The 25,330-nt window shown below is 44.6% G+C and carries 27 protein-coding genes; 6 read left to right on the top strand and 21 right to left on the bottom strand.

Annotated elements, in window-relative coordinates; all coding sequences use genetic code 11:
* The 3 genes from Q0230_RS04585 to Q0230_RS04575 all read right to left on the bottom strand — a co-directional run.
* Positions 1 to 683: SRPBCC family protein (locus Q0230_RS04585; protein ID WP_298608631.1), on the bottom strand; the 683-nt coding region annotated here is incomplete at its 3' end.
* An 11-nt stretch (positions 684 to 694) separates the two neighbouring features.
* Positions 695 to 1,579 carry a quinoprotein dehydrogenase-associated putative ABC transporter substrate-binding protein gene (locus tag Q0230_RS04580; protein WP_298608629.1) on the bottom strand — a complete coding sequence of 295 codons (885 nt, stop codon included), beginning with the start codon at positions 1,577 to 1,579 and terminating at the stop codon, positions 695 to 697.
* Positions 1,580 to 1,671: 92 nt separating this feature from the next.
* Positions 1,672 to 3,570, bottom strand: a complete 1,899-nt coding sequence (locus Q0230_RS04575; protein ID WP_298608627.1) for a methanol/ethanol family PQQ-dependent dehydrogenase — start codon at positions 3,568 to 3,570, stop codon at positions 1,672 to 1,674.
* A gap of 280 nt (positions 3,571 to 3,850) precedes the next feature.
* Between Q0230_RS04575 and Q0230_RS04570 the strand changes: the two genes are divergently transcribed.
* From Q0230_RS04570 to Q0230_RS04555, 4 genes are all read left to right on the top strand, one after another.
* A complete protein-coding gene (locus Q0230_RS04570) occupies positions 3,851 to 4,717 on the top strand; it encodes a quinoprotein dehydrogenase-associated SoxYZ-like carrier (protein WP_298608625.1) in 867 nt (288 codons plus the stop codon).
* 29 nt (positions 4,718 to 4,746) lie between these two features.
* Positions 4,747 to 5,412, top strand: coding sequence for a TetR/AcrR family transcriptional regulator (locus tag Q0230_RS04565; protein WP_298608623.1), 666 nt, complete (start codon positions 4,747 to 4,749; stop codon positions 5,410 to 5,412).
* Between the two features lie 36 nt (positions 5,413 to 5,448).
* Positions 5,449 to 5,868: a hypothetical protein gene (locus tag Q0230_RS04560; RefSeq protein ID WP_298608621.1), complete on the top strand. Its 420-nt coding sequence runs from the start codon at positions 5,449 to 5,451 to the stop codon at positions 5,866 to 5,868.
* An 85-nt stretch (positions 5,869 to 5,953) separates the two neighbouring features.
* Positions 5,954 to 7,627, top strand: coding sequence for a formate--tetrahydrofolate ligase (locus Q0230_RS04555; protein WP_298608620.1), 1,674 nt, complete (start codon positions 5,954 to 5,956; stop codon positions 7,625 to 7,627).
* Between the two features lie 44 nt (positions 7,628 to 7,671).
* On the opposite strand, the gene Q0230_RS04550 is transcribed toward Q0230_RS04555, so the two are convergent.
* The 17 genes from Q0230_RS04550 to hflK all read right to left on the bottom strand — a co-directional run bounded on the left by Q0230_RS04550 (position 7,672) and on the right by hflK (position 21,907).
* Positions 7,672 to 8,496: a transglycosylase SLT domain-containing protein gene (locus Q0230_RS04550; protein WP_298608619.1), complete on the bottom strand. Its 825-nt coding sequence runs from the start codon at positions 8,494 to 8,496 to the stop codon at positions 7,672 to 7,674.
* A gap of 227 nt (positions 8,497 to 8,723) precedes the next feature.
* The gene (gene rapZ / locus Q0230_RS04545) at positions 8,724 to 9,593 is read right to left on the bottom strand and encodes an RNase adapter RapZ (RefSeq protein ID WP_298608617.1); all 870 of its coding nucleotides are present in this window, start codon (positions 9,591 to 9,593) and stop codon (positions 8,724 to 8,726) included.
* An 11-nt stretch (positions 9,594 to 9,604) separates the two neighbouring features.
* The gene (locus Q0230_RS04540) at positions 9,605 to 10,078 is read right to left on the bottom strand and encodes a PTS sugar transporter subunit IIA (RefSeq protein WP_298608616.1); all 474 of its coding nucleotides are present in this window, start codon (positions 10,076 to 10,078) and stop codon (positions 9,605 to 9,607) included.
* Between the two features lie 12 nt (positions 10,079 to 10,090).
* Positions 10,091 to 10,426 (bottom strand): ribosome-associated translation inhibitor RaiA, encoded by a 336-nt coding sequence (gene raiA / locus Q0230_RS04535; RefSeq protein ID WP_298608615.1) that lies wholly within the window; start codon positions 10,424 to 10,426, stop codon positions 10,091 to 10,093.
* Positions 10,427 to 10,481: 55 nt separating this feature from the next.
* On the bottom strand, positions 10,482 to 11,987 hold the full coding sequence (locus tag Q0230_RS04530) for an RNA polymerase factor sigma-54 (RefSeq protein WP_298608614.1): 1,506 nt from the start codon (positions 11,985 to 11,987) through the stop codon (positions 10,482 to 10,484).
* A 119-nt stretch (positions 11,988 to 12,106) separates the two neighbouring features.
* The gene (lptB, locus tag Q0230_RS04525) at positions 12,107 to 12,832 is read right to left on the bottom strand and encodes an LPS export ABC transporter ATP-binding protein (RefSeq protein ID WP_298608612.1); all 726 of its coding nucleotides are present in this window, start codon (positions 12,830 to 12,832) and stop codon (positions 12,107 to 12,109) included.
* Positions 12,833 to 12,838: 6 nt separating this feature from the next.
* On the bottom strand, positions 12,839 to 13,363 hold the full coding sequence (lptA, locus tag Q0230_RS04520) for a lipopolysaccharide transport periplasmic protein LptA (RefSeq protein ID WP_298608610.1): 525 nt from the start codon (positions 13,361 to 13,363) through the stop codon (positions 12,839 to 12,841).
* The gene (lptC, locus tag Q0230_RS04515; RefSeq protein ID WP_298608608.1) at positions 13,320 to 13,901 is read right to left on the bottom strand and encodes an LPS export ABC transporter periplasmic protein LptC; all 582 of its coding nucleotides are present in this window, start codon (positions 13,899 to 13,901) and stop codon (positions 13,320 to 13,322) included. The genes lptA and lptC overlap by 44 nt, the downstream gene beginning before the upstream one ends.
* The gene (gene kdsC, locus Q0230_RS04510) at positions 13,898 to 14,428 is read right to left on the bottom strand and encodes a 3-deoxy-manno-octulosonate-8-phosphatase KdsC (RefSeq protein WP_298608607.1); all 531 of its coding nucleotides are present in this window, start codon (positions 14,426 to 14,428) and stop codon (positions 13,898 to 13,900) included. Before kdsC ends, lptC begins: the two co-directional genes overlap by 4 nt.
* Complete coding sequence (locus Q0230_RS04505; RefSeq protein ID WP_298608605.1) at positions 14,428 to 15,399, bottom strand: KpsF/GutQ family sugar-phosphate isomerase; 972 nt, start codon at positions 15,397 to 15,399, stop codon at positions 14,428 to 14,430. Before Q0230_RS04505 ends, kdsC begins: the two co-directional genes overlap by 1 nt.
* 207 nt (positions 15,400 to 15,606) lie before the next feature.
* Complete coding sequence (locus Q0230_RS04500) at positions 15,607 to 16,491, bottom strand: DUF533 domain-containing protein (protein WP_298608603.1); 885 nt, start codon at positions 16,489 to 16,491, stop codon at positions 15,607 to 15,609.
* A gap of 24 nt (positions 16,492 to 16,515) precedes the next feature.
* Positions 16,516 to 16,737 carry an RNA chaperone Hfq gene (gene hfq / locus Q0230_RS04495; protein WP_298608601.1) on the bottom strand — a complete coding sequence of 74 codons (222 nt, stop codon included), beginning with the start codon at positions 16,735 to 16,737 and terminating at the stop codon, positions 16,516 to 16,518.
* Positions 16,738 to 17,088: 351 nt separating this feature from the next.
* The gene (locus Q0230_RS04490) at positions 17,089 to 18,384 is read right to left on the bottom strand and encodes an adenylosuccinate synthase (RefSeq protein WP_298608599.1); all 1,296 of its coding nucleotides are present in this window, start codon (positions 18,382 to 18,384) and stop codon (positions 17,089 to 17,091) included.
* A gap of 12 nt (positions 18,385 to 18,396) precedes the next feature.
* Positions 18,397 to 19,584 carry an ATP phosphoribosyltransferase regulatory subunit gene (locus tag Q0230_RS04485; RefSeq protein WP_298608596.1) on the bottom strand — a complete coding sequence of 396 codons (1,188 nt, stop codon included), beginning with the start codon at positions 19,582 to 19,584 and terminating at the stop codon, positions 18,397 to 18,399.
* 6 nt (positions 19,585 to 19,590) lie between these two features.
* Positions 19,591 to 19,785 carry a DUF2065 domain-containing protein gene (locus Q0230_RS04480; RefSeq protein WP_298608594.1) on the bottom strand — a complete coding sequence of 65 codons (195 nt, stop codon included), beginning with the start codon at positions 19,783 to 19,785 and terminating at the stop codon, positions 19,591 to 19,593.
* The gene (gene hflC / locus Q0230_RS04475) at positions 19,782 to 20,705 is read right to left on the bottom strand and encodes a protease modulator HflC (RefSeq protein WP_298608592.1); all 924 of its coding nucleotides are present in this window, start codon (positions 20,703 to 20,705) and stop codon (positions 19,782 to 19,784) included. The genes Q0230_RS04480 and hflC overlap by 4 nt, the downstream gene beginning before the upstream one ends.
* On the bottom strand, positions 20,702 to 21,907 hold the full coding sequence (gene hflK, locus Q0230_RS04470; protein ID WP_298608590.1) for an FtsH protease activity modulator HflK: 1,206 nt from the start codon (positions 21,905 to 21,907) through the stop codon (positions 20,702 to 20,704). The genes hflC and hflK overlap by 4 nt, the downstream gene beginning before the upstream one ends.
* 222 nt (positions 21,908 to 22,129) lie before the next feature.
* Between hflK and Q0230_RS04465 the strand changes: the two genes are divergently transcribed.
* A complete protein-coding gene (locus Q0230_RS04465; RefSeq protein WP_298608589.1) occupies positions 22,130 to 22,915 on the top strand; it encodes an enoyl-CoA hydratase in 786 nt (261 codons plus the stop codon).
* Here the strand turns inward: Q0230_RS04465 and Q0230_RS04460 are convergent.
* On the bottom strand, positions 22,912 to 24,117 hold the full coding sequence (locus Q0230_RS04460) for an MFS transporter (RefSeq protein ID WP_298608587.1): 1,206 nt from the start codon (positions 24,115 to 24,117) through the stop codon (positions 22,912 to 22,914). The genes Q0230_RS04465 and Q0230_RS04460 overlap by 4 nt on opposite strands.
* A 110-nt stretch (positions 24,118 to 24,227) precedes the next feature.
* Here Q0230_RS04460 and Q0230_RS04455 point away from each other — a divergent pair, with 110 nt between their 5' ends.
* Positions 24,228 to 25,121 carry a LysR family transcriptional regulator gene (locus Q0230_RS04455; RefSeq protein ID WP_298608584.1) on the top strand — a complete coding sequence of 298 codons (894 nt, stop codon included), beginning with the start codon at positions 24,228 to 24,230 and terminating at the stop codon, positions 25,119 to 25,121.
* The last annotated feature ends 209 nt before the right edge of the window (positions 25,122 to 25,330 follow it).

Raw genomic sequence — 25,330 nt, 5'->3', positions numbered from 1 at the left:
GCAGGTGCAGGTGCAGGTGCAGGTGCAGGTGCAGGTGCAGGTGCAGGTGCAGGTGTTTCTATAGTCATAGATCCAAGCCCAGCCGCTTGAGCTTGTGGAGCAGCAACCGTTGCACCCGTACTGGCATTCAGCTTTTTAGCCAGATTCGCCAAACCACCTTGAAATACCTCATTAATCGTATCCAGTGCGTCTTGCTTGCCCATACCCGCAGGTGCTGGGGTAGCCTCTAACCAAGCAGGATAGAAGTCACCTGTCCAAATCACTTGGCTACCTGCGCCTTTAGATTTAACACTGATTGTGCTGGAGTAGGTATTGACGGGTAACACTTTCTTTTCAATTGGCTTACCATTGATTTGTAGGGTGTCGACCGTGGTCATATTGCTAATGCGATAGCTTAACGACATTTGGCTATCACTTTTTGCTTCCAATTCTTCAGTTAGAAATAAGCCTGAGCCTAAATCCAAAATGCGGGTCACAGGGTTGCGCATGATGGTCGACTTCACGCCGGGATGCCATTCATGCAAACCTTCAAATTTACCAACCACTGCCCAAGCTTGGGCAGCCGGTACATTTAATTGCACGCTTTGTTCAGTATGTAGACGCTGTACATCCGCTGCCCAAGTAGGCAAAGCACAGCTTAAACTTAAGCCAACTGCTAAGGATAAAGTTTTAATCAATTGCACGATAAGTTCTCCTATTTGCTGACAGCGGCTAGTAGTTCACCGGTATCATCCACTAGCGGAATGTGATACTCAGTTTGCAAAATCTGCTGAATTTCAGCTTTTTTACTTTTTAAAATCGTATTAACTTGCTCTTTCCACGCTTTTTCACCCAAGCGTACTCCAGCAGAAATAGGAAAGTTAAAGCGTACCCCGGGTTCAGATTTAAGGGGCAAAAGGCTCAAGTTTCGTCCATCTTGGTGATAACTAGTAAAATAAGCTGCGGTAGGCCCCCAAACAATTGCCGCATCTAAATGGCCAGCTAATAAATCAGTCAGTAAGTGTTTGCCGGGAAAATCAGCAGGATCACCCGATTGTGCAGGGTAGGGTGCCATATATTGATGCAACTGGTATTTGGCGAGCCATTCAGCACCTGGACCACTCTCAGTAATACCGATTTTAATCTCATCTGGATTAGCTGGAGGGCTAGTCAGTAGTTCAGTAGCTTGTTTTAAGCTAGCTAACTTACCGTCTGAACGCACAACTAAAGCATAAGTCGATTGCATATAGGGATCCGTAGTCGCAGTTAATTCATAACCAGTCGGCAGACCCATAACTAAATCACAGAGGAAACCTTCGCCATCCGGCTGTTCTTTTTTTAGGGTATTGCGGATAAAGCCAAGGCGTTGGGGAAACCAAGTATATTCAAGCGGTAATTTCAGTTCAGCTGCAACCAATTGTGCTAAGCGATTTTCATAACCTTTACCTTCTTGATTGGAAAAAGGCATGTATTGAGGATCAGCACAAACTTTTAAAGCAGTACGCGCGGGTGATGCATCCTCTGCTTGTAAAGTCGAGGTAAAAATCAAACATAAAGATAGAGCGAGGTAACTCAAAGTAGCAGGTTTGAAAACAATCATCTGTCATCCTTTCCTTCCGGTCTAAAGGGGAAGTACCCATACTAGAGAGATGGGTACTTCCGAACGCAGCTTTCAAATCACAAACTATTGAGCTACTGAGTTTGAGTTAACTCAGCGACTTTTTTTACCTCAGTAGCGGGGGCAGCTGGAGCTTCAGCCGCTTTGGGGGCATCGGGTAAAGCAAACACTGTTAAGACACCACCTAGTTGTGTATAAGCACTTAAGCTCTTATAAGCGCCCACAGCACCTAAGCCTTCAGTATTGCCTTGTAAGCCTGCTGCCATGCCGATACCAGCCCAGCCACCAATTCCTGATAAGACGCCAATATATTGTTTACCTTTAAAGGTCCAAGTATTGACATTACCAATAATGCCGGACGGGGTTTTGAAGCGATAAAGTTCTTTGCCTGTTTTGGCATCAATCGCTTTGAGATAGCCTTCTAAGGTTCCATAGAACACTACGTCACCTGCAGTAGCTAAAGCGCCACTCCAAACAGAGAAGGGTTCAGGAATCGACCATTTAATAGTGCCAGTCGTTGCATCCCAAGCAATGAAGTTCCCCAGATTGCTAGTGCCATTATTGGTCACTTTACCAGCTGGATACATACTTAAAGTAGCACCGATATAGGGTTGACCAGCCACATAGTCGACTTGGAAAGGCTCATAGTCCATGCACACGTGATTAGTGGGTACATAGAATAAGCCGGTTTTGGGTGAGAATGCGGAAGGTTGTTGGTCTTTAGAACCTAAAGCCGCAGGGCAAACGCCTTTGGTATTTACATCTTGGCCGTTTTTATGCGTGCTGTATTGATCAATGACAACAGGCCGACCCGTTTTCATATCTACATGGCTAGCCCAGTTAACCGCTGGATCATATTTCTGCGCCAGCAGTACTTCACCATTTTCAGCATTCATGGTGTAAGAGAAGCCATTGCGGTCGAAATGCACTAAAGCTTTGATGTCTTTACCATTGAGCTTGGTTTTGACTAGCTGGACTTCATTGACACCATCATAGTCCCACTCATCATGCGGAGTCATTTGATAGACCCACTTCGCCATACCGGTGTCTGCATCCCGTGCCATAATGGTCATTGACCATTTATTATCACCCGGGCGAACCACTGGGTTCCAAGTACTTGGGTTACCTGTTCCATAATAAATGAGGTTCAGATCAGGGTCGTAAGAATACCAACCCCATGTAGTCCCCCCACCAATCTTCCATTGATCCCCTTGCCAAGTGCTTAAGCTAGAATCCTTCCCAACTGGTACAATCCCTTTATCGGTACCACCCCAAGTAGTGGTCTTTTCAGGATCCATGCACATTTCTGCATCAGGGCCAGTGCTATAACATTTCCAGGCGGGCGAGCCATCCTTAATATTGTAAGCAGCCATAAAGCCGCGTACCCCATACTCGCCACCACTAATACCGGTGTAGATTTTGTCTTTAATAACAATCGGGGCATTGGTATTGGTTTCACCGCGTTTGGGATCACCGTTTTTCACGCTCCAAACCACCGCACCGCTTTTAGCATCCAGCGCCACTAACGTAGTATCGGCTTGTTGCAGGAAGACTTTACCATCTGCATACGCTAAGCCACGGCTAACTGTATCGCAGCACATGGTAGGAATGACGCTGGTATCTTGCTTAGGTTCGTATTGCCAGATGACAGTTTGATCGTTGAGGTTGATGGCGAAGACTTTATTGGGGAAGGGTGTGTGGATATACATCGTTTCACCGATCACGAGAGGGCCACCTTCATGTCCTCTGAGTACACCGGTTGAGAAAGTCCATTCAGGTCTGAGATTGGCGACATTGCCAGCATTGATTTGATCTAAGCTGCTATAGCGATTACCGCCATAGTTACCTCCCCAGATGGCCCAGTTATTGGGATCTGCAGTAGCCTGTAGTACAGAATCATTGGCTAATGCAATACCAGCTGGAATTCCAGCTACCACCATAGCTAAAGTCAAGCGCTTTGCTAAGTGCTTCATAGTTTACTCCTCCAAGGTAAATGACCTAATGCGTTAGCAGAAGCTGCCACAGCAAGTCTTTTTTTCAGAGAAACTAAGCCTGTTTAGCTCAAACTCACAAAAACCAAACAGCTAATGTGTTTTTCTGAGAAAAATTACCTTAATTCACTGTCGTGGGAGCACCTACTTATTTCATTGGTTTTTAAGCCTAAATCAGATTAGAATGAATGTTCATTCTTGTCAATAGTCCTTGCTGTAATGCGGTAATATTCCTTTTTTGACTTGTCCGGAGTGGAGTACTATGAAGTTTATTTGTCATCTAATAGTCTCATTTTGGTTAATCTTGAGTTTTAGCTCAGCTCAAGCTGATTTAGCAGCTAAGCTCACAGCCAATCTATCTTTAACAGCTGAACAAGAACAAGCTTGGCTCAGCCGCCTTAAAAACTTCTACTTTCCGGATAAAGACATTACTTGGGATGAATCAATCATTAGTTTACAAGCACCTGTGCGCGCCGAAGACGGAGCCCTCGTGCCTATCCATATTCAAGCTGGTTTTCCTCAAACTGCTGAACACTATATTCAAAGTCTCCATATCATTATAGACAACAATCCGAATCCGCTAGCCGGTAAATTCAAATTAACGCCCTTATTAGCTCAAGCTAATTTAGATTTATTAATTCGTGTTGATGCTTATTCACCAGTGCGTGTTATTGCAGAAACTAATGACGGCAAACTTTACATGACGGGGCGTTATGTTAAGGCGAGTGGTGGTTGCTCAGCTCCGCCCCCTACCAAGCTGGATGAAAAGCATATCGGTGATATGCGCTTTAGCAAGGCAACACCCGAGCAGCAGATTGTGCCAGCAACACGTTTATCGATTGTGCATCCGAACTTATCCGGCTTACAGCGCGACCAAGTAACAACTTTGCCAATTCCACCACGGTATATCAAAGCGATTGAAGTTAAACTGGATAATCAGCTGGTGTTTAGTGCAGAAACCGATATTTCTATTAGTGAGAATCCTGATTTTCAGTTTTATCTCAGCTCTGGTAAATCAGGTATACTGTCTGCAACCATCACTGATACCGATGGTAAAACTTTTACACATCAACAAAAGATTGAGTCTTCAGGTGCTCAAGTGGGTACTCCGACGGCTACCAGCTCATAAAGTGTTAACAACCAAAACTTTAAAATCGTATGCCATACCTTAAAAAAGTTATTCCTCAACCTGAACCCATTGACTGCAGAATTTTAACAGCAGCGCTGGATCTATTTGTGCAACATGGCTATCACAATATTTCAATTCACGAAATTCAAAAACAAGCTCAAGTGAGTATTGGCTCGATTTATAACTATTTTGGCGGCAAAGAAGGGATTGCACGTGCTTTATATCAACATATTCTCAATGAGCTTGATCAAGCGGTTGATGATGTGATTGCAGAAGGGGGTTCACCTTCGGAACAGTGTAAACGCGTGATGGCTGATTTATTTAACTATACCGAAACCCATCGCAATATTATTGCTTTTGCTTTTCATCCCAAACATGCTGAATTCCTTCCTGAAGAGCCAAGGCCGTCTGATTCCTCAGCATTTACAAAAATGCGCGGTATTGTGCAGAGAGGGATGGATTTAGGCGAGTTTCGGCAAATGGATACTTGGGTAGCTGCTTCCGGTATGTTCGGTGGGGCGATTCGGATGATTCAATTACGTCTCGAGGGTAAGATCGAGCGGCCTCTACCCGAGTATTTAGAGGCAGTCCTCCTAACCGCTCGGGTCGGTTTATGCACTCAGTCAGCGGCTCAATTGGTTACTCCAGTCCCAGTACAAGACTTACAAGCTGCGAGTATAGAAGCAGCGGCTTGAGGTTTAGCTCTATGTTTAATTTAGGCGGCTAGCCTGATGCTTGTCTCAAAAGCTTCCTTGTTAAAGCTTCTCAAATACCTTTGGGTTGGGCCTATTACTTTCTTATTCTTGCCCTTGATTCCGCTTGCTTATTGGACTGGAGGCAGTTTTGCTATTCACTCCGGCGTCATTGAAATCAGTGGCGGCAAGCTTGGGCAGCGCTTAAATAAAGGTTTGCCGTTATTTGGCTCAGCAGCAGCCATTACTTTAGGCCATATTGTGCTAGGAATTTCGCCTTACTATCTGGATTGTACACGTGTGCATGAGCGTGAGCATGTGCGGCAATTTGAGCGTTGGGGCTTTTTGTTTCCTTTCATTTATTTTGGCGCGGGCTTATGGGCTTTGACTAAAGGTAAACGCTTTTATTTGGACAATCCCTATGAGATAGCAGCTAGACATGCCGAAGGTAAAGAATAAATTCAAGTCGTTTGACTGACTGTTCAATCAATAAAATTTTAAGTGTATAGTGAGCTGCATCCTTAACACCACAGGATGGAGTCAGATGGCCAACAGCGATATTGAAATTGCCCGTGCAGCAAAACCCCTAGAAATTAAAGATATTGGCGACAAACTAAGTATTCCTTGGGAAGCGCTCAGTCCTTTCGGACATACCAAAGCTAAAATTGATCTTGATTTCATTAATTCCCTCCAAGATAAGCCCAACGGCAAGCTGATTTTAGTCACAGCGATTAGCCCCACACCGGCTGGAGAAGGTAAAACCACGACGACGGTAGGTCTGGGGGATGCGCTTAATTATATTGGTAAAAAAGCAGCTATATGCCTACGTGAGCCTAGTTTGGGACCTTGTTTTGGCATGAAAGGGGGCGCTGCTGGGGGAGGCTATGCGCAGGTTATTCCAATGGAGGATATTAACCTGCACTTTACTGGCGATTTCCATGCGATTACCGCTGCGCACAATTTGTTAGCTGCTTTAATTGATAATCACATTCATTGGGGGAATGAGCTACAGATTGATGCGCGTCGGGTGACTTGGAAGCGTGTGATGGATATGAATGATCGCGCTCTAAGAAATATCGTTAGCTCCTTAGGTGGTGCGGCAAATGGTTACCCACGTGAAGATGGTTTTGATATTACGGTCGCGTCTGAAGTGATGGCGATTTTATGTTTGTCGACCAGCTTAGAGGATCTGCGCAAACGTTTAGGTAATATTATCATTGGTGTCAATCGGCAAAAGCAGCCGGTGCGTGCGCGTGATTTGCAAGCGGATGGAGCAATGGCTGCCCTACTTAAAGATGCACTCCAACCTAATTTAGTACAGACTTTGGAGAATAATCCCGCCTTTATTCATGGCGGGCCTTTTGCCAATATTGCTCATGGCTGTAACTCGGTAATGGCGACTAAAACTGCCTTGAAACTTGCCGATTATGTGGTGACAGAAGCAGGCTTTGGTGCTGATTTAGGCGCAGAAAAGTTCTTTGATATTAAATGCCGCAAAGCTAAGTTAGCGCCTGCCGCTGCGGTGATAGTAGCGACTGTACGGGCTTTGAAGATGAATGGGGGCGTCGCTTTTGCGGATGTAGGGCAAGAAAATGTCGAGGCAGTGAAAAAAGGCTGTGCTAATTTAGCTCGCCATATTCGTAATGTGAAAAGCTTTGGTGTGCCGGTGGTGGTGGGAATCAATCGGTTTACTTTAGACAGTGAAGCTGAATTGCAAGCGGTGCGCGAAGCGGCTGCTGCTTATGGTGTTGAAGCAGTCGTTTGTACACATTGGTCGGATGGTGGTAAAGGTGCAGCACAATTAGCTCACAAAGTTGTCGCCTTAGCCGAAAGTGGTGCGAGTCAATTTGCTCCCTTATACGATGATAACCTGCCACTTTGGCAAAAAGTACGCACCATTGCGACGCACTTGTATGGAGCTGATGATATTCTTGCCGACAAAAAAGTCCGGGCTGAATTTAATCGCTTTGAAGAGGAGGGCTTTGGACATTTGCCAGTGTGTATTGCTAAAACCCAGTATAGTTTTTCGACCGATCCACAATTACGCGGCGCACCGAGTGGGCATATGGTCGGTATTCGTGAAGTACGCTTAGCGGCTGGTGCTGAATTTGTGGTTGTCGTTTGTGGGGATATTATGACCATGCCGGGCTTACCGCGGGTTCCGGCCGCTAATAGTATTGGGATTAATCCACAAGGCCAGATCGAAGGTTTATTCTAATCAATGTTAGCCAGCTTAATTGCTAAGCTGGCTATTCAGGGGTGTTAGCTTAAGCGCAATTTTTGCCCTGCTTGCAAATGATAAGGCATAGCTAGTTTATTCATGCTAATCAATTGCTTCACCGGTACACCCGTTTGGCGCATCACTTCATAGACGGTATGCCCAGTTTTCACGGTGAAAGCTGCTGTACGCACTTTAGAAGCATCAGCTATCCGGCCTTTGGTTTTTTCTTTCCAAGGCAGAATACTAGTCTCTGCTTGAGTCAAGACCGTTTTAGTTGTACTAGTTTTCTTACTGGCTTTGTGTGGTTTGAGCTCAGCTAAATTCTCAGTGCTAGCCTTAGTTTTGATGAGATTAGAGCCACTATAACCGCCTGCAAATTTACCATACGCACTCATAACTTTGCTGACATAGTACGGATTGCGGATTTTTCCACCCGGACGGATATTACCTTCGCCTGCATTATAGGCAGCTACTGTACGGCTTAAATCACCATTATAACGCTCTAGCAGATAGCTTAGATATTTAGTTCCGGCGTGAATATTCTGCCAAGGGCTATAGCCACCTTTTAAATTAAAACGCCGTGCTGTTGCTGGCATTAATTGCATTAAGCCTTTTTCACCAGAGCTGCCGCGTGCGCGTTTTTTAAAGCAACTTTCTACCGTAATTACGGCTTTTACTAGTTCTTGTTTAACGCCGTATTTTTGCGCTGCTTTACGAATGGTTTGCTCATAAGGGTCGGCCTTCGATTCGAGGCTTTCCTTACTGAGTGTTTGGCAACCAGCTGCTTCTGCTGGCTGGAAACTTTGCGTAAAAATGAAAGCGCTAGCTACCATGAAGCTCAGGGTATAAGGGGTTAACTTGTCCATAAGTTCTCTCTGCTTAAGAAGTAAAATGTGCATTCACTAATAAATTAATGGAGTAGGTGAAGGCAGCTTGTCTTTTTAATAATCAATTGCTTGAGATGCAAATCAATATTGTTAAGCTCGCATTAAGCTTTGTGATGAAGATATAATCATTTGAATGTTTTATTTATAAGCTAAGAAAAATGTATGATAACAAAATGAAAATGAATAAACAGCAAAAAATCAAATGCTTATTGAGATGGAGCTAAATAGTTAAGCTCACGGTGACGTAGTAATACGCAGTCACCAAGTTTCTGGTGAAAGTGTTGATAGAGAGCCTCAGCGATATAAACTGAACGATGCCGACCACCGGTGCAACCGATAGAAACCGTTAGATAAGTGCGTTGGCAAGCTTCAGGGTCAGCCAGCCAGAGTTCCAGAAAATCGCGCATACCTTGGTACAACTGCTGTACTCGTGGGTGTTGTTGTAGCCACTCCACAATCGCGCTATCTCGTCCTGTTAAAGCGCGTAGTTCAGGTACCCAATAGGGATTAGGTAGGCAACGTACATCGAAGACAAAGTCGGAATCAGAGGGGGCTTCGTGTTTATACCCAAAGGATTGAAACATCAGTGAGAAATTAGGCAAGGGCGTTTCGCCAAGGCGTGCACGTAGCAATAGACTTAACTCATACACAGTGGTCTGTGAAGTATCGATACGCCAGTCGGCTTGTTGGGCTAAGAAGCCTAAGAGGTTTTCTTCTAACTCAATAGCTTTAGCGAGTTCTTTTTCTTCATGAATCAGTGGGTGACTACGACGGGTTTCATTATAACGTTTTTGGATAACATCACGTTGCGCGTAGAGGTAAATCAGATGGGTTTTCGGGTAGCGTTGGCGAATGCGGGTTAGTGTTTCAGGAATTTCTTTAAGACTGTCCTTGCCACCACGTATATCAATCCCTATAGCTAGGCGTTCTAAACTGGCGATTTGCGGGGTTTGAATCAGCGCTTCAATCAGTTGCGACGGTAGGTTATCAATGCAGTAATAGCCAGTATCTTCCAACGCTTGCAGCGCATAACTTTTGCCTGCCCCCGACATCCCGCTAATAATAACAATCTGCATGGAGCTTCAATTTAGGCTGCGATTTTCTGTACAAATAGCGAAGATAAATAATCTAAAATCAGTGCAGGTTCGCGTAGTTCTAATAAGGTTTTGGCTAAGTTTTTACGCTTTAATCCAATCGCTAAATCGGTTAATAAAGGTTGGTAATGTTCGGTTTGCCCGTTGGGTACAATCAGTGCAAGCAGCACATGGACTGGCTTTTTGTCAGGGGTATCCATATTGATCCCCTCCTCTAAAAGCAGTAAGGCCGCTTTTGCCTCTGGCAGGCTTAAGGATGCATGGGGAAGGGCAATACCATTCCCCAATGCAGTGCTACCCAATTTCTCACGAGTGATTAAGGCATTGAAAACTGCCTCGTGCTCAAAGCCAAGTTCACTGTCTTCGTGGCTGAGTAATTCGGCAAGCTTTTCAAAAGCTCGCTTTTTACTCGATAGCTCATTGACACAAGCCACTCGATCCGGCGACAACAGGGTAACAATGTCCATCTTTAGTCTCTATTAGTCTGCAGCTTGCAGTTGGATATTCCGTAAGTTTTCATCGCGATGATGGTTTTTTAGCTTATCTTTATGCTTGAGCACTTGGCGGTCTAGCTTATCGCAGAGTGCATCAATAGCAGCATACATATTATCTTCTTTAGCATTGGCATAGATTTGGTTACCACTAACATGAATAGTTGCTTCAGCACTATGCAGGGTCTTATTTTCCACTTCCAGAATAACGTGCACATTAAGAACTTGATCAAAGTGGCGTTTGATACGCTCCAATTTTTCTTTGATATAGTTATTAAGAGCAGGAGTTACTTCAATGTGATGACCAGTAATTTCTAATTGCATGTGCAGACTCCTTAAAACAAGGTCTATAAAAATAGCCAACCTCCTAGCGGTTGACTCAAGTCGTCACCAAGCCTTTCCGTTCATGAGAGGACGGAATCGACATGGCTTCACGATACTTTGTAACCGTGCGTCGGGCGACGTTGATGCCTTGGTCTTTGAGCAGCTGAGTAAGGCTGCTATCGCTCAAAGGTGAGCGGGCATCTTCTTTTGCGATTAACTGTTTGATCATGGCGCGGATGGCCGTGGATGAGCAACTAGAACCCGTATCGGTATCTAGTTGACTGGAAAAGAAATATTTAAATTCAAAGATACCGCGCGGGGTATACATATATTTGTTAGTGGTTACGCGAGAAATAGTCGATTCGTGCATTTCCAATTCTTCAGCGATATCGCGGAGGATCAGCGGTTTCATCGCTTGTTCACCATATTGCATGAAAGCCGATTGGCGTTCAACTATCGCTTTCGCTACGTTCAGAATGGTACTGTTGCGGCTTTCAAGGCTACGAATCAGCCAACGTGCTTGTTGCAGATTGTTTTTTAGATAATGTGAGTCAGTGCTGTTTTTGACTTGCCCAATCATATCTGCATACATTTGATTAATTTGCAGCTCCGGTGTCACCCGTTGATTCAAGGATACGACCCACACATTCCGAACTTTATGCACAAATACATCCGGTGTAATGTAATCGGTTGTATTGGCAGAAAAGGCATTGCCCGGCTTTGGTTGTAAGGTTCTTAGCAAGGTAATCATTGCCTCGAAAGTATCTTGATTGATTTTTAGTCGCTTCTGTATTTCTTTATAGTCGCGTTTCTCTAATAAGTCTAGATGCTTTTCGACCAAAACGACCGCTAGTTTTTGTAACTCATTCGCAGGCTGTTTATACAGTTGAATGAGCATGCATTCCCGTAAATCCCGTGCACCTACACCTAAAGGGTCAAGATGTTGGATATACTTTAAAACCATCTCTACATCATCTAACTCAATCGGTAGTTCGTCGATCAAGCTCTCTAAAATATCCTCTACAGACTCGCATAAATAGCCAGCTTCATCCAATGACTGCACAATAGTCACGGCTATGCGCTTATCAATCTCGGAAAGTTGGCTCATCGTAATCTGCCAAAGCAGGTGTTCTTGCAAGTCCTCGGAGAAACTCCCTTGGTTTTCTAGAAAAGATTGATTGTCGCTATCCCCATCGTGATTACCACCGGTGCTAGTGTCATACACATCGTCCCAAGCCGCATCTAAATTCAAATCTTCAGGGATATCACTATCCATATTGCTAGTGGTGTCAACTTCACCTAGCTCACTTAAATCACTTTCACCTAAAGTTTCTGTAGAGTCGGTTGGTAACTCCGCAGTGGGTGAGCGTTCAGTGACAGTATCTTCATGAGTTAAACTAGAGTCTTCAGCCAGTTGTAAGAGCGGGTTTTCTTCGAGAGCTTGCTGAATTTCTTCCTGTAATTCGATAGAGGAAAGTTGTAACAGACGAATAGCCTGTTGTAATTGCGGGGTCATGGACAGGGTTTGTCCAATTCGAATATCAAGTCCTTGTCTGAGCATTAGTTATTCTTTTTTCCAGATTGAACAGTTGGGTCGCACCATGATTCACATGGTAGCCCCAATTGAAAACAACTGCAAAAATGCCGCATAGGTGGTGAATCCTCGGTGAAGCACGGGGGTTAAAGTTGAAAATTATCGCCTAAGTAAACTTTACGTGCTTGTTCATTGTTCAAAATATCATCTGGCGATCCTTCAGTGAGGATCCGCCCTTCACTAAGGATATAGGCTCTGTGGCAAATGCCAAGGGTTTCGCGCACATTATGATCAGTTATCAGCACCCCAATCTCACGTGCGACCAGATGACGAATGATTTTTTGAATTTCTAACACAGAAATAGGATCAACCCCTGCAAAGGGTTCGTCCAATAAAATAAACGCGGGTTCAGTAGCCAGGGCACGCGCGATTTCTAAACGCCGCCGTTCGCCGCCCGATAGACTAATCCCCAAGCTATCACGTAAATGCGTAATCTGAAACTCTTCTAAGAGCTGCTCAAGTTTAGCTTGGCGTTGAGTACGGTTTAAATCTTTACGTAGCTCCAACACCGCAAGAATATTTTCAGTCACAGTCAGTTTACGAAATACACTCGCTTCTTGTGCTAAATAGCCTAAACCGGCACGCGCACGTTCATGCATAGGTGCTTGCGTAATATCCAAGTCATTAATGAAAATCTTGCCAGCATCCGCACCGACCAAGCCGACAATCATATAAAAGCAAGTCGTCTTTCCAGCCCCATTTGGGCCAAGTAGCCCTACTACTTCGGCACTATGAACAGCTAAATTAACATCTTTGAGAATTTGACGTTTCTTATAGCTTTTTTGTAAATGCTCTGCGCGCAAAATAGCCATAAGTTCTTATTGCGCTTTGTTAGTGGGATAGAAAATAGCCCGCACCCGCCCTGGTTTTTCACCTGGAGTGGTAGCTTGCCCACCGGCTTTTAATTCGCCATTCGCGGTGGAGTATTCAATTCGATTACTCGCAAAATTGTCACGATCTTGGCTTAAGCTAGCATCGCCTTCTAAGACTAATTTTTTTTGGGTGACAAAATACTGGACATTTTTAGCGCGCCCCAACGCTTGCTTACCGCTATCCATCGTTTGTTGGAAGTTCACAGGAGAACCGGTAGCTTTGATGGTTTGAATTTCATTTTCGGGTGCGGAAATTTCAATACGGCTTGCACGAATGCTAAGGGTGCCTTGTTTAATTTCTACATTGCCTGCATACACTGCAGTGCCAGCTTCTTTATTAAAAACCACTGAATCCGATTCGATCATCACTGGCTTTTCGACATCACTACTGATCGCATAGGCAGCCGTGCTAGCCAACAGAAATAAGCTAGTGAGTAATTGGGGGAGCAGGTTGATAGGTTGATTTAACATTAGCATTTAATCTCAAATAAGCCTCATCCAGTTTAGCTTCCAAGCCAGTACCCTGTAAAACCAATTGTGGCCCAGTAATCGTGACAGGCTGCTCAGTACTAAGCTGTTGATCAGCAAAGCGATAATGTAAAAAAGTGGTCTGCAGATCAAAGGCCGAATTGGCTTGGCCGGCCATGTGTAAGCGTACATGCCCATTTAGATCAGCTTCTTGCGTATCATGCCGCATCACAGCCTCATCAGCCGTTAACGTGGCGGCATCGACTAGCTCCGTGGATTGAGTATCTTTGCTGATAATTCGTGGGTTAACAATATTGCTGGTTTTAGTGTCTTGGGAATAAGCCAAATAAAGGCCATCCATAGTATGACTCACATTACCAGTAGCAGTAATCGCACTTAAGCTGAAGTCGGTTAGATAATAATCAACAGCTACATAGTCTTGTTTCGGCTGTTCTGCTTCAGGACGGTTTAGGTATTCTTCTAGATTATGCAAAAGAATCACCGCTAGCAGAAGCGATACTAAGACTAAAAAGAACTTCATCGTAGATAACTGTCTAGAATCGCTTGCAGTTGACCGCGCGCATCTAAGAGCATTTCACAAGTTTCACGTACTGCACCACGTCCACCAGAGCGCGTAGTGACCCAATGTGCATGCTCTTTAACGAAGGGATGGGCATCAGCGACTGCAATGGCTAAACCCACTTGCTTCATAACCGGTAGGTCAATCACATCATCGCCGATATAAGCAATCTTCTCTGCAGGCAAACTAGTGTGTTCTAACAAAGCCGCAAAAGCAGGGCGCTTATCACGGAAGCCCTGAAAGACTAGTTCAGTAGGAATATTAAGATTCTTAGCACGGTGTTGGACTAACTCAGATTTACGCCCTGTTAAGATGGCAACTTTCACCCCCGCATCTTGTAACATGCGTAAGCCGTGACCATCACGTGAATTAAAGGCTTTGTATTCCTGACCATGATTATCGTAGAACAAGCTGCCATCGGTGAGCACGCCATCCACATCCAGAATCAGTAGTTCAATCTTGCTAGCTAGCTGTTTATCTACATTCATCAAACAATCCCTGCGCGCAATAAATCATGCATATGGATAATACCGACTATTTGCCCAGCCTGCACCACGGGTAGAGCGGTAATGCTATGTTCTTGCATCCTATTCAAAGCAGTCACCGCTAGCTCATCAGGCAGAATAGTATGTGAGCTCGTGGTCATTAACTCAGCGATAGGCCGACCTTGTAATTCACGACCATTTTCAAAGGAGCGGCGCAGGTCGCCATCGGTAAACACACCTAGCAGATAGTCACTTTCATCGACGATTGCGGTCATCCCTAAGCCATGTCGTGTCATTTCTAGAATGGTTTCGCGAATATCAGCAGTTGGCAGGACACGGGGAATCTCGCCTTGAATATGCATTAAATCGCGGACATGTACCAATAAGCGCTTACCTAAACGTCCACCCGGATGGGAGCGTGCAAAGTCTTCAGCCGTGAAGCCGCGCACTTCTAATAAAGCAATCGCAAGCGCATCGCCCATCACCAAAGTCGCGGTGGTACTTGATGTCGGTGCTAAACCTAAAGGACAAGCCTCATGCTCAACACCTGTATAAATATGGAAGTTAGCTAATTGTGCTAATTCAGACTCTGGGTTGCCAGTCATTGCGATTAGTTTGATTTTTAAGCGGCGTACCACCGGCATAATCGCTAAGACTTCTTCGCTAGTGCCTGAATTAGATAGGGCAATAATCACATCACCATCAACGATCATGCCCAAATCACCGTGACTAGCTTCACCCGGATGCACGAAAAAGGCCGGCGTGCCGGTACTAGCAAGGGTCGCTGCAATCTTGCTGCCAATATGCCCTGATTTGCCCATACCGGTGACAATCACTCGACCACGACAGTTAAGAATCGCTTCACAAGCTCCAACAAATTGATCGTCAATACGCTCGGGTAGGGATTGAAGGGCGCTAATTTCCGCAGCGATAACCGCGCGCGCCAAGGCTTTCATGTCTTTAGCAGCATGCATCTTAAATGAGATTCTCTCGTTATTAATAGCTAAGCGAGTTAAGTTTTACAGCTATCTGCTTAAGCTAGTCATTATTAATGATTAAGGCGCGGATTCTAACAGGTCTCAGTGGCAGCGACTAATTTCTCTCTAAAATTTTGTTGTTTGCCCAAAAGCAAAAGGGCCTGTATCACTACAGACCCTTAGCAACTTTAAGTAGTAAACTACTTAGGAGTAAAGTTTAGGTGCGCCCACCTGCTCATGTAATGCATTACAAACTTCAGGTGATAAATTTAAGCCTTGTGCTAATTGGCTCAGATACTGTGCTTCTGTGCGGGTATCTAAATCAATGGCTGCTAAAGAAATCGCATAAATTTGTTGCGCCATGTCTGGTGGCACACTGCGTACAAAACCAGCCACATCTAAAGGCGCTTCAAATTCTTTACGGATGAAATCAGCTTCAGAATCACTGATATTACCAAGCTTACCAATAATCCGCTCTTGCTCTTGCTGATCAATAGTGCCATCTGCTTTGGCAGAATTAACCATTGCACGAATGATTAAAGTAGCTTGTTGTTCAGCCGCTTGTTGATTAGGCAGTAATTTGCTACTTAAATCAGGTACATTGGGGTCTTGGCTTTGCATGTATTTGCTAACTGCACCTGTGAGTAAATCGGCTAAACCACCACCACCCTGACCGCCTTGTTGTCCACCCATTAAGCCACCTAGAAGGCCACCCAAACCACCAGCACTTGCTGAAGAGTTTTGTTGCGCACCACCTAATAAGCTGCCTAATACATTTCCTAGGCCACCTTGATTTTGATTAGATTGTTGACCGCCGAGCAAACTACCTAACACATTGCCTAAGCCGCCTTGATTTTGGTTGGCTTGTTGGCCACCTAAAAGGCTGCCTAATACATTACCTAAGCCACCTTGGTTAGAGTTTTGTGCACCACCTAATAAGCTCCCAAGGACATCAGCCATCCCGCCACCTTGTCGGTTACTTGAGCCACCGAGTGCTGAACCGAGAATGTTACCCAGTACATTACCCGCTGAGCCGCCTGATAATGCACCACTGCTTAACAAGCTGCCGAGAATCTTAATTGCATCCATTGGGATTGATCCTTTCTTAAAAAATTAATGGGTCTTTGGTGCTACTGGACCTGCACCTTTCGGCACTATTGTGGAAATAGCACTTTTCATAATTAGTTGAGAACTCGCCGCATCGCGGTTAGAGGCCAACATCACTGAGAATTGATCATAAGCAATGATAAACCCTTCCAATTTGATCCCGTTAACGAGGAAACAAAAGACAGGGGCTTGGCTTTTTGCCAGATCATTTAAAAAAGTTTCTTGCATAGAATCTGCCATGATTTTGATTTGTCGCAATATTATACGCACGCGTTCAAGGCAATTTAAACCGTTTGTGATAAATGGCCTTAAGTTTTCTATGCCTACATTGACATAGGGTTTCCCCTAGTGTCTCAAACTGACAGATTATTGGCAAACTTGTCTTAATTCGTCTATATAAATTTTATTAATAATTAAGCGCTTTATTAAAAAATACTTTATAAATAATGGCTTATGGAGTTGGCATAAAGCCTGCAAAGTAGTTAACAGAATAGAGTGTCAGAACGGTGCAGACCATGCCACACGCCTCATGTGGCTTCAAACCCCACCTCTTGCAAAAGCGGTGGGGTTATTTTTTATTTAAGCCGCGTAAGGATGTCTTAAAACAATGGTTTGTTCGCGATCAGGGCCAGTAGAAATAATATCTACTGGGGTTTGCACAACTTCTGCTAAGCGGTTTAAATAAGCTTTGGCATTGGCTGGTAATTGCTCATAACGAGTTAAACCGAAAGTTGACTCAGACCAACCTGGCATTTCTTCATAAATTGGCTGGCAACGTGCAAATTCTTCAGTAATCACCGGCGGTACTTCATAGATTTTACCATCTAAGCGATAGCCAGTGCAGATCTTTACAGTTTCTAAACCATCCAAGACATCTAGCTTAGTGATGCACAAACCACTGATGCTATTAATTTCCATAGCACGGCGTAAGACGACTGCATCGAACCAACCACAACGGCGTGGGCGACCAGTGGTGGCACCAAATTCATTGCCTTTTTGGCCTAAATATTTACCCACTTCATCAAAAAGTTCGGTCGGGAAAGGACCTGACCCAACCCGTGTCGTATAAGCCTTGGTAATACCTAAAATATAATCGATATTCCGTGGGCCAATGCCTGCGCCGGTGCAGGCACCGCCTGCCGTAGTATTCGAAGAGGTGACATAAGGATAAGTACCGTGATCAATATCTAATAAAGTCCCTTGCGCACCCTCTAACATAATATCTTTGCCAGCTTTCCGCAGTTCAGCGATGCGATGCGGTACATCCATAATCATCGGACGCAAAATTTCAGTCATGGCTAAAGCATTATCTAAAGTCTGCTGGAAGTCGACTTCATCAGCATGATAATAATTTTTTAGAGTGAAATTATGGAAGTCGAGAATAAAGCGCAGTTTGGCTTCAAATTCAGCAGGCTGGAATAAATCACCCACACGTAAGCCGCGACGAGAAATCTTATCTTCATAAGCAGGGCCAATACCACGCCCTGTGGTACCGATTGCCTGATTGCCGCGTGCACGTTCACGGGCTAAATCTGATGCAATGTGATAAGGGAGAATCAATTGGCAGGCTTCAGAAATACGTAAATGATCACGTACTGCAATGCCTTTAGCCTCTAAAGTATTCACTTCTTTCATCAGTGCTTCTGGAGAAAGTACCACTCCATTGCCAATCATACATTCTACATTGTCACGTAGGATGCCTGAGGGAATCAGATGCAATACAGTTTTTTCACCCTTAATGACTAAAGTATGGCCTGCATTATGCCCACCTTGAAAACGTACAACAGCTGCTGCATTTTCAGTCAGTAAGTCGACTATTTTACCTTTGCCTTCGTCACCCCATTGGGTGCCTAGAACAACAACGATTTTACCCATGACTTTCTCGCTTTAAACTTCCGTAATAATCCATTCGTTGCCGTGCTTAATTAGTTGTTGTCCGCAGCCTGCATCCTGCGGGGTTTTCACGGTATCACCTTGCAGTTGACGTACCACCCAATGCCCTTGGGAACGTAATCGCTGGATGGTGTTGCTTAAATAGGGATCAGTATCAGCAGGTGCAAATATTTTGATTGGCTGCTGCGGTTGGGCTTGCCAATAGCGTGTCAGAATACGTAAGTCAGTACTAAATCCAGTCGCAGGACGGGTACGGCCAAATAGCTTACCAATTCCATCATAGCGGCCACCGCGAGCAATCTCCCGACCACTACCTTCGGCATAAACTGCATACACAATGCCAGTGTGATAGTCGTAACCTGATAATTCAGTTAAGTCGACATGAATATGGCAATCTGGAAATTCATGTTGAATACGCTTAACGAGGGAGCTGAGATACTGGATAGCTGCTTTGACTTGCAGGTTCGCAGCGCTTAGGACTTCTGAAGCATAATTTAAAATATCGGCTTTACCATACAAACGCGGCAATTGCCTTAGCATTTCGGTTTCAGCTACAGGTAAGTTTGCAACCGCAAGCCAAGCTTCAATATCCGGTAAAGACTTACGCTCAAGCATGTCAAAAAAGATTTTTTCCTGCTGAGTACTTAAACCGGCTTGAGCTGCAAGGCTACGGAAAATATTTACATGCCCAATATCGAGAGTAATCGCAGGTACTTGGCAATATTTAAGCGTAGTGAGTAATAAAGCAATCACTTCAAAATCACTATCTTCGCCCGCATGTCCGAATAGTTCTGCACCCACTTGCAAAGGTGAGCGTGAACCATCTTCATTGAAAGCACGAGTGCGTAACACACTACCGATATAACACAAACGATTCGGATGCTCAGTTTGCAATTTGTGGGCATCAATTCGCGCAATTTGTGGTGTCATATCGGCACGAATACCCATCGTGCGCCCTGTGAGTTGATCCGTCACTTTGAAGGTTTGCAAATCTAGATTTGAGCCGATGCCTGTATTCAGCGACTGCATATACTCCACCAAAGGTGGCATCACCATTTGGTAGCCCCAAGTGGCGTAGACATCTAAAAGGCTACGACGTAAGTTTTCTAAGCGCCATGATTCTTCAGGCAATGCTTCGCTAATCCCGTCTGGTAGCGCCCAGTATTGGTCAGTCGTTGGCATGTTTGATTAGTCAGTTAGAAAGAGCAACAGAATACCAGCTATAACACAAATTAGCCCAAACATCCTTAGGGATTTTTCAGGGTAGCTGAGAATTTGGGTGTAGGCTTTTTTGAGTTGGCTAGGGCTGATGAAGGGCAACAAGCCCTCAAGGATTAACAAGAGGGCGAAGGCATTAATTAAGTCTGACCAGTTGATATTCACTGTGCTGGTACAGTTGGGGTAGCGGATGCAGCAGGCATAGCTTTAGCTCCACCTGTTGAGCTATTGAAATAGCGGAAAAACTCTGAATTAGGCTCTAACACCATCGTGGTACCAGCATTATTCCCAATCGTTTTCTTGTAAATATCTAAACTACGATAGAAGGAGTAAAACTCAGCGTCACCTTGATAGGCTTTGCTATAGATTTCAGCTGCTTTGGCATCACCTTCACCGCGCACCTTTTCCGCATCCCGATAAGCTTCAGCTTTAATAACCGTCGCATTACGATCCGCTGTTGCACGAATTTTCTCAGCTTCCGCTTGACCGCGTGAACGGAAGTCCTGGGCAACCCGTTGGCGTTCAGAGCGCATCCGTTTAAATACGGACTCACTAACCTCATCAGGGAAGTCAATCTTGCTGACACGGACATCGACGATTTTAATCCCTAATTGCTTAGCTGCTTCATTCGACTTCAGCTCTAAGCCTTGCATAATTTGGTCGCGCTGTTCAGTAAGTGCTTGCTCAATGGTGCGACGGCTGAATTCATTACGCAGGCCGTCTTTCATAATATCGCCCAAGCGGTTAGACGCATCAATCATACGTCCACCATTGGTGGCACGATAAAAAGTAGCTACATCTTCAATTTGCCATTTCACAAAAAAATCGACTAAGACATACTTTTTTTCACCGGTTAAAAAGCGTTCTGCTTTCGATTCATAAGTGAGCACCTGAGCAGGGAACTTGCGCACGGTATTCATCAATGGAATCTGAAAGTGCAAACCAGGTTGAATATTTGAGTCGACGATTTCCCGGAAAGCGAATTTAATTGCGCGTTCGCGTTGATCTACTGTATAGGCAGTTGCATAAAGACCAACCGCTAAGACGACTAAACCACCAAGGACAAGTTGTTTAGTTTCAATCATTGACGGCTCTCCCGTGTTTGACCCGGTGATAAGGGGCGTTGCTGGCGTGTATCAGTACTGGGCACACCATTCATACTAGTGTTAGATTCGGTACCGTTGATTGCAGCAGCAGCGGCACTAGAAATGGCAGCCGGAGACAGCTCAGTCGGTACTGGAGCTGCTTTAGGGTCAATCGGGATATACAGCATATTATTGCTATTCTCACTATTCACAAGCACTTTACGTGAACCGGTCATTACACTTTCCATTGCCTCAAGATAGAGGCGCTCCCGAGTCACATCCGGTGCTTTCTTGTATTCAGTTGCCAATTGAGTAAAGCGAGCCGCATCCCCTTGGGCACGTGCTATAAGTTGGTCACGATAAGCAATCGCTTCTTCACTTAAACGTGAAGCCTCACCACGTGCATCGGGAACTACTTTATTGGAGTAAGTTTCGGCTTCGTTTTGGAAGCGGTTAGCATCTTCACGAGCACGGTTCGCATCGTCGAAAGCATCTTTGACCGCATCGGGTGCTTCGGCATAAGTTAAGTTGACCTTAATGACCCGTAAACCGACTTTGTAATTATCCAAAATTGTTTGCATGAGTTTTTGGGTTTCAACAGCAATCTGTTCACGACCCTCACCAAGGATGTAATCCATTTTACTGCGCCCAACTACTTCACGAGTTGCACTCCGCATTGCTTGATACAAAGTACCTTGGGCTTGATTAGTTAAATCGTCAGCTCTGGCTACATTGAAAGTGTAATCTTCAGCATCACTTACTTGATATTGAGCGGTAACTGCGATCTCAACAATATTCTCATCTTGCGTAAGCATATTGCTGGTGTCTTGAGCACTACGGTTTTGAGCAACATCCACAAATTCAACGTTTTCAATGGGGGTAGGTAAATGCCAATGCAAACCCGGGCCACTAGTCGTTTTATAAGCACCAAAGCGTAGGACTAAAGCTTCTTCGCGCGCGTCCACCATGTAGAAGCCAGAAAATAGCCAACCCGCGACGAGTACACCAAGAATAACAAAGATACCTGTGTAGTTAGCAGGGCCGTCCGGCTCACTACCACTATTCGACTTTTTACCAAAAAGCCCCAATAGTGTTTGATTGAGTTTTCTAACTAACTCATCGGTGTCAGTCGATTTATTAGTTGTTTTATTTTTCCCTGTCCAAGGGTCTTGATTATTACCACCCGGCTCATTCCAGGGCATATGAAACTCCTAAAAACTAGTTTAAATGTACCCAAGCGACTGAGGCGAGGTCATTTTTTCACAAAGCGAGCATTGTAAGCAGGCTAGCGGATGCTGGCAACCTTAGCAATGACCTACAAGAGCATATCAAATTCAGGCTTATAAAGTTGAACACACCTGAGAAAATTAGGGTCGTATCCCGCTATAATCGAAAAAACCTTAGCTTACTTGGAGGAGATAACTATGCAAACGACAACTGATAGTTTGGTCTTACGTGATGACCAAGCGGGGATTTGTACTTTAACTTTAAATCGTCCGGATAAATTTAATGCACTTTCAGCAGGCCTGATCGAGGCTTTAACAGCTCAATTGGATGCGATACGTAGTGACAGCAGTGTGCGTGTAGTGGTGATTAAAGCTAATGGACGAGCATTTTGCGTTGGGCACGATTTAAAAGAAATGCGCGAAGCAGATGACCCCAAACTGACTAAACAATTATTTAGTCAATGTGGCGCGATGATGCAGCGTCTAGAGACTCTGCCACAACCGATTATTGCCAGTGTACAGGCAGTAGCCACTGCCGCAGGCTGTCAGTTAGTCGCAGCCTGTGATTTAGCCATCGCCAGTGACAAAGCTAAGTTTGCAGTCTCAGGGATTAATTTAGGTCTGTTTTGCTCCACTCCTGCAGTGGCTTTAAGCCGTAATCTTGGCCGCAAACAAGCGCTGGAAATGTTATTGACTGGGGACTTTATTGATGCAGCTACCGCAAAATCGTATGGTTTGGTCAATCAAGTTGTTGCTGCCGAAGAGCTGGATCACGCGGTCGCTACCATGGCAGCCAAAATTGCTGCTAAACCACCAGAAGCGGTAACAATGGGCAAAGAACTATTCTATAAACAGCTCAATCAGCCTTTAGCAACTGCCTATGAGTTAGCTAATGAAGCGATCACTTGTAATTTCTACTTGGATGACACCATTGAAGGGGTGAATGCCTTTTTGGAAAAACGTGATCCGAGTTGGAAGCGTTAAGACTGCCCAACTAAAGCCTTTGTTACGCGTGTTTGACGAAAGTGTAGCCATAAGGCTGCACTTAAAGTCATAGCAAAAATCCCTAAGGAGGCACTCACCACCCCTGCCCAGCCTGCCCATTGCCAAAATGGTTCCAGATAAAAGCTACCTAAACTAGCACCTAAATAATAAAACACTAAATACAAAGAGGAGGCACTAGCGCGCGCTTTCAAGGCATGTTGGCTCACCCAGCTACTTAGAGTCGAGTGTGTTAAGAAAAAACCAAAGCTATTAACCAGAAAGCCACTCACAATCATGGGTAAACTGCCTGCCAACGTTAGAAGAGTGCCAAGCATCAATAATAAGATACCTAAAATCATGCAAATTGGCTGGCTGAGCCATAAAGCTGCACGGCCTGACCAAGCGGAGGCAAAACTACCAGTCAAATAAGTTAGAAATAGCATTCCCAAAGCATGGATAGACAAATGATAGGGCGCGTCAGCGAGTACGAAAGTAATGTAACTATATAGGCTTAAGAAAATCATCATATTCAAGCCGCCAATTAAATAGGCAGTCAGAAGCAGCGGATTTTGCAAATGACTGCGCATATCAGCCAAGACTGAGCGGGGATGAAAAGCCTTCGCTTGAAAATGTTTAGAGGCTGGAAGAAGCCAGATAAATAGCAGCACTAAGCCTAAACTACTAAAACCTAAAACAAGGAATACCATTTGCCAGTCATAATGCTCACCCACAAAGCCACTTACCAAGCGGCCGGTGACACCACCTAAACTATTCGCACTAATATATAAACCTACCGCTACCAACACTGCTTTCCGTTCAAATTCATCCCCTAAATAAGCAATAGCAATCGCTGGTAAACCTCCAAGGAAGAAACCTTGGAGGCCACGCAAGACTAATAAACTGCTATACGTTTCGACTTGGGAAATGGCTAAGGTCGTCGCTACAGCACCGAGTAAAGTCACAGCCATAATATTTTTACGCCCAAGTGCATCAGACAAGGGGCCATAAATTAATAAAGATAAACCCAGCATAGAAATCGTGACTGTCAGGCTCCAACTCGCTTGCAACGGGCTTAAATGGAAGGTTTGGGCTAATTGTGGCAAAAGCGGCTGCGTCATATGCACATTGGCAAAAATCATAAAAGAGCCTAAAGCCAAGGCGAAGGTGGCAAACCAAAACTCTCGAGTACCGGTTGTGATCATTGTGCTCTGTCCATGTTTTAACTCAGCCCACAATAAATGCAGTGCAACAATTAATAAAATATATAATAAACATGGTTTCGATAATTTTTGTTTACCGATAAGGTCGACCAGTGGATTTAAAACAACTGCGCTATTTCCATGAAATAGTGCGCTTAGGGAGCTTCACTCGAGCTGCTGAAGCCCTGCATATTGCACAGCCCGCGATTAGTGTGGCTATTCGTAAGCTGGAAGCGGAATTAGAGCTGCAACTTTTTCAACGCCATGACCGCAAAGTAAGTTTGACGGCAGAAGGCGAACGTTTATGGCTGCATACACAACGGATTCTGCAGGCAGTCGACGATGCGCGTCTGGAAATGCAAGAACTGAAAGGCTTAAGCAAAGGCGAGGTACGAGTAGGCATTCCAGGGATGATGGGGTCTTATTATTTTCCGCCCATCCTGATGGCTTTTCGGCATCGTTATCCGCATATCAGCTTGCAAGTGATTGAAGGTGGCACTTGGCAATTACAGCAAATGTTAGAAACAGCTCAGCTGGATTTGGCAGTGATCGTGCAGGACTTCTTGCCGGAAGAATTGGAGGCGCGGGTGCTTGTGCGTGAGGAAATGCGCGTTGTGGTTGGGCGCGAGCATCCTTTGGCTCAACAAACAGCTGTCAGCATTGAGGATTTTTTTAAAGAAGAGTTAGTTCTATTTCGCAATGGCTATTTTCATCGCAAAATTGTGGATCGTTTATCTGCGGAGGTGGGCATTAAACCCGTGATTGGCTTTGAAACCAATCTCATTCCTTTAATCAAATCGATTATTAAACAAGGCTTTGGCATCTCAACTTTGCTGGCGATGGCTTTAGAAAATGATCCTGAATTAGTGGATTTACCCTTTGCCGAACCCGTTTGGCTAGATTTGTGCATTGCTTGGCGACGTGACGGTTATCTATCCCGAGCCAATCAAGCTTTTGTAGATTTCTTATTAGAAAAACCTGAACCTAGCGCTCTAAGGGTGAATTAGGAGTTTACTACGCTAGGTCAGGTTGAGGAAAACATAGCTGGGGAGCTATTGGGTTTATTATTTCAGGAGTCATCTTCACTGAATATTGGGTTTATCAAAGATAAAGCCTAATCAGCCTAGCAGAGGGAGTTATAAAGCAAATACTTAAAATACTATGCCTTAAGTAGTTAATATTGACGAGATCAAACGGTTCATTCTTAAAAGAAATT

Source organism: uncultured Thiothrix sp. (assembly GCF_937876535.1).
In the GTDB taxonomy this organism is placed as follows: Bacteria; Pseudomonadota; Gammaproteobacteria; order Thiotrichales; family Thiotrichaceae; genus Thiolinea.
Note: the sequence above shows the minus strand (reverse complement) of the source record. Positions and strands in the feature narration are given on the sequence as shown.

Bases quoted from the DNA above. Each gene is read 5' to 3' on its own strand.
- Q0230_RS04550 (WP_298608619.1), bottom strand. From the start codon at position 8,496: ATGGACAAGTTAACCCCTTATACCCTGAGCTTCATGGTAGCTAGCGCT.
- Q0230_RS04560 (WP_298608621.1), top strand. From the start codon at position 5,449: ATGCTTGTCTCAAAAGCTTCCTTGTTAAAGCTTCTCAAATACCTTTGG.
- lptA (WP_298608610.1), bottom strand. From the start codon at position 13,363: ATGTTAAATCAACCTATCAACCTGCTCCCCCAATTACTCACTAGCTTA.
- Q0230_RS04565 (WP_298608623.1), top strand. From the start codon at position 4,747: ATGCCATACCTTAAAAAAGTTATTCCTCAACCTGAACCCATTGACTGC.
- Q0230_RS04540 (WP_298608616.1), bottom strand. From the start codon at position 10,078: ATGGACATTGTTACCCTGTTGTCGCCGGATCGAGTGGCTTGTGTCAAT.
- hflC (WP_298608592.1), bottom strand. From the start codon at position 20,705: ATGATTGAAACTAAACAACTTGTCCTTGGTGGTTTAGTCGTCTTAGCG.
- Q0230_RS04490 (WP_298608599.1), bottom strand. From the start codon at position 18,384: ATGGGTAAAATCGTTGTTGTTCTAGGCACCCAATGGGGTGACGAAGGC.
- lptB (WP_298608612.1), bottom strand. From the start codon at position 12,832: ATGGCTATTTTGCGCGCAGAGCATTTACAAAAAAGCTATAAGAAACGT.
- Q0230_RS04460 (WP_298608587.1), bottom strand. From the start codon at position 24,117: ATGATCACAACCGGTACTCGAGAGTTTTGGTTTGCCACCTTCGCCTTG.
- kdsC (WP_298608607.1), bottom strand. From the start codon at position 14,428: ATGAATGTAGATAAACAGCTAGCTAGCAAGATTGAACTACTGATTCTG.
- Q0230_RS04575 (WP_298608627.1), bottom strand. From the start codon at position 3,570: ATGAAGCACTTAGCAAAGCGCTTGACTTTAGCTATGGTGGTAGCTGGA.
- hflK (WP_298608590.1), bottom strand. From the start codon at position 21,907: ATGCCCTGGAATGAGCCGGGTGGTAATAATCAAGACCCTTGGACAGGG.
- Q0230_RS04555 (WP_298608620.1), top strand. From the start codon at position 5,954: ATGGCCAACAGCGATATTGAAATTGCCCGTGCAGCAAAACCCCTAGAA.
- Q0230_RS04530 (WP_298608614.1), bottom strand. From the start codon at position 11,987: ATGCTCAGACAAGGACTTGATATTCGAATTGGACAAACCCTGTCCATG.
- hfq (WP_298608601.1), bottom strand. From the start codon at position 16,737: ATGCAAGAAACTTTTTTAAATGATCTGGCAAAAAGCCAAGCCCCTGTC.
- lptC (WP_298608608.1), bottom strand. From the start codon at position 13,901: ATGAAGTTCTTTTTAGTCTTAGTATCGCTTCTGCTAGCGGTGATTCTT.
- Q0230_RS04570 (WP_298608625.1), top strand. From the start codon at position 3,851: ATGAAGTTTATTTGTCATCTAATAGTCTCATTTTGGTTAATCTTGAGT.
- Q0230_RS04465 (WP_298608589.1), top strand. From the start codon at position 22,130: ATGCAAACGACAACTGATAGTTTGGTCTTACGTGATGACCAAGCGGGG.
- Q0230_RS04580 (WP_298608629.1), bottom strand. From the start codon at position 1,579: ATGATTGTTTTCAAACCTGCTACTTTGAGTTACCTCGCTCTATCTTTA.
- Q0230_RS04485 (WP_298608596.1), bottom strand. From the start codon at position 19,584: ATGCCAACGACTGACCAATACTGGGCGCTACCAGACGGGATTAGCGAA.
- Q0230_RS04505 (WP_298608605.1), bottom strand. From the start codon at position 15,399: ATGCATGCTGCTAAAGACATGAAAGCCTTGGCGCGCGCGGTTATCGCT.
- raiA (WP_298608615.1), bottom strand. From the start codon at position 10,426: ATGCAATTAGAAATTACTGGTCATCACATTGAAGTAACTCCTGCTCTT.
- Q0230_RS04500 (WP_298608603.1), bottom strand. From the start codon at position 16,491: ATGGATGCAATTAAGATTCTCGGCAGCTTGTTAAGCAGTGGTGCATTA.
- rapZ (WP_298608617.1), bottom strand. From the start codon at position 9,593: ATGCAGATTGTTATTATTAGCGGGATGTCGGGGGCAGGCAAAAGTTAT.